4 protein-coding genes are annotated in these 3,062 nt (G+C 50.1%); all 4 read right to left on the bottom strand.

Translation table 11 applies throughout. The features are described from left to right. The coding region (locus P1P89_22935) for a hypothetical protein (GenBank protein ID MDF1594379.1) at positions 1-195 on the bottom strand (195 nt) is incomplete at its 3' end. 72 nt (positions 196-267) lie between these two features. Continuing rightward, on the bottom strand, positions 268-951 hold the full coding sequence (locus tag P1P89_22930) for a GntR family transcriptional regulator (GenBank protein MDF1594378.1): 684 nt from the start codon (positions 949-951) through the stop codon (positions 268-270). Positions 952-1,492: 541 nt separating this feature from the next. Further along, positions 1,493-1,867, bottom strand: a complete 375-nt coding sequence (locus P1P89_22925) for a VOC family protein (GenBank protein ID MDF1594377.1) — start codon at positions 1,865-1,867, stop codon at positions 1,493-1,495. A gap of 52 nt (positions 1,868-1,919) precedes the next feature. After that, positions 1,920-2,831 (bottom strand): NAD(P)-dependent oxidoreductase, encoded by a 912-nt coding sequence (locus P1P89_22920; protein MDF1594376.1) that lies wholly within the window; start codon positions 2,829-2,831, stop codon positions 1,920-1,922. Between the last annotated feature and the right edge of the window lie 231 nt (positions 2,832-3,062).

The raw sequence follows: 3,062 nt of genomic DNA, 5'->3' as shown, positions 1-3,062 counted from the left end.
AACGCCGGCTTCCGGGCGTCCCGGATATCGTTTGACGTAGCGGATAATTTTTCGGCTGGTGGGTGCCTTGGAGCCCACCAGCACCCCCATGACCTGTTTTAAGGTCATTTTTTTAACGTGTTCTATCACGCTCGGGTCAACATCCCCAATCTCGGTGTGTTTAACAAATTTCGCAAAGGTTTCTGCAACTTTCATAAAAGACCTCCTTCTTCATATAAAATTAAAATAACTTTTCCTTTGATATCAGCGGAAAGTAACCATTCAAAATCAATTTTTTTTCTCCAATCGTGCCAGAACCCGGTTGATGGTATTGTAGGCATGCTGGCGGGCGCTGTGCTCGGCGGCCGCGGCATCCTTTGCCTTGATGTGGTTCAGTATCTCGCGGTGTTCCGCCAAGCTGGATTCCCAGCCGGAAGCCATGGCAAAGCTGATGGTATAAAACCGTCGGATGGATTTGGTCAGGCCTTCATAAAATTTTATCAGCTTTTCGTTGTCGACGTTTTCGACGATAACCCGATGAAATTTGATGTTCGCCTCCAGAACACTCTGAAACTTTCCGCCGGCAATATGTTTTTCCGACTCTGACAGGATCGACTCCAACTGCGCGATAATTTCATTTCCAAACATCCGGGCGCCGGTCCAGGCTGCAAAGCCTTCCACCATTCCCTTAAGCTCCAGATTTTCGCGAACATCTTTTGTCGTGATCTGGGTCACAACAACTCCCCGATAGGGAATCAGTTCAATAAGACCATCGATTTCAAGCATTTTTAACGCTTCGCGAACCGGTGAACGGCTCACGCCAAACACTTTGGTGAGGTCGGACTCGACAATTCTCTGTCCTTCGGTGATTTCCCCGGTGAAAATGGCATTTACAAGCTGTTCGTAAATAATCAAGGATGCCGGTTTCGGCTTGGGGATCTCCCGACCGAGATTAAGCAGGTTTCCCTTCATTAAAGGTCCTCCTTCAAGCCAAGTTGTTAAGGTTGCTGGTGTTGGAAACAATCACTGCAACGGATAAAAAATGTGTTTGGTGAAACACAACGATTGACATGCATATTGTTTATTATAAACAATTTTAGATTGTCAAGAACTAATGCGGGAACTTGAAATGATATATTGATTTTAAAGGAATTTTTATTTATTCACCTCGCCGAAGCTCGACTGCGCGTAGGCGGGTTAAAGCTACGGCGAAATTCAATTTGATACACCGCAGTTGGCTGCGGAAAGATTTTTTTTGGAAGATCCCCGCAACGCCTGAAAACAAAATCTTCACTCCGACAAGCTGCAGGGAATGCGAACGCTTTTACGGTTCAAATCGCCAGTTCAATAGCGAAGTGCCACAGGAGGGAAATCAGAATAGGATAAAACCGATGTATAGATAGTCGACTCAGTCCGGCAAAACAAGGGAATCGGCGTCCTGCGAATTATCCCCTTTCCGGGATCCATTCGCCGGCGTGTGTGGCAGCCCTTCCTTTTGTGGATAGATCCGTGTTTAATCGGGATAGTAGCCGAATTCGATATTGTAGCCGTCGGGGTCCTTGAAAAAAATCTGATGGATCCCGCTGTCCACCTGCACCACGCGCCGGTATTCAATCTCTTTTTGAATCAGCTTTTGTTCCATCTCGTCGAGATCCTTGAGGTTCGCGGTTTGAAATGCCGTGTGCATGGCCCAGGGCAGCCCCTGGGGGCCCGGGTGTTCTTCATCCCTCTGAATTATATGCAGTTGGACGGTTGCCAGCTTCAGCCAGATACCCGGAAAACCCAGCGCAGGTCTGGGGATTAGACGAAATCCCAGAAAATCTTTGTAGAATTCAGCGCTTTTTTCGCAATCCCGAACACCGAGACTATAGTGATGGACATACTGCATGATTAGGCCTCTGTAATGTATTTGTTAAGATTTAGTAAACCGCTATAGCGCATCAGGCTTTTTTGACGATTTTATTATATTCACGGTAGAGCCGGGTAAAATCCGTGTCCTGCATGCCGTGGTCCATGGCTTTTTCCAAAAATGCCAGGGTGTTTTCTCCCATGGCAACGTCGGCCTTTAATTTTTTCCCAAGTTTTACGGCCATGCCGACATCCTTGTGGAGGTTGTAGACGCGGGAGCCTCCGTCCCACTTCCCGGTGAGGATATGGCGGGGGAACCGGACCTGACTGATGTAGCTGCGTGCGTTGGATACGTTGAACACATCGATCATGTCTTCAAGGGCGATGCCGGCCCGCTCGGCCATTCGGCCCCCTTCGCAGGTGGCCACAAAAATGGTGTGAAGGACCATGTTATGGATCAATTTCAGGGTATGCCCGCTGCCGCTTTTACCGAGGTAAAAGATCTTGTCTGCAAAGGGGGTCAGAAATTTCCGGGTGCGCCCGAAAGCGTTTTTATCGCCCCCCACCATCAGCGACAGCGTGCCCGCGGTTGCGCCGGCGGCGCCGCCGCTCATACCGGCATCGAGGTAGGGGATGCCTTTGCCGCCTGACCGGCGCGCCAGCCGTTTGGTATAAACCGGATCGGATGTGGTCAGATCATACAGCACCAGTCCTTTGCGGGCGTGTGCCAAGACCCCGTTTTTGCCCTTTAGCAGGCCGTCGATCTGGGGGGAAGCCGGCACCACGAAGAAAATAACCGAACAGACCCCGGCCATTTCGGCGGGGACCAATATGGCAATGTCCTTTTTTCCGCGAAACATTGTCAAGGCATCGGGATTGGCGTCCCATACAGCTACAGGAAAGCCGGCCCGGCATAGATTCAGGGCAATGCCGCGCCCCATGTTGCCGGTGCCGATAACGCCGACCGTTTGTTTTGATGATGACCCCTTGCGTTTCTGTACCATACATGTCTCCTATCGTGCGGTTTGTAGGGTGAGGTTTCGGCCGGCGGCCTGCGCCTTGACTTTTTAAAGGATGCCTGTTTCAGTAAGCAGATGCCGACAATTCCTGATTCGCTAACAGAGTCGTTCCGGAAAGTCAACACACTGCTTAAAGCAACAGGAATTCTCGGTGAGGGATTCAGCGGGATTTGATAACGGAAACGAAAGAACAAAAGGGTCGGGTAGACGGACACG

The sequence above is a fragment of the Desulfobacterales bacterium genome, from assembly GCA_029211065.1.
Taxonomy (GTDB): Bacteria; Desulfobacterota; Desulfobacteria; order Desulfobacterales; family JARGFK01; genus JARGFK01.
This window is presented reverse-complemented; position numbering and strand designations above follow the sequence as displayed.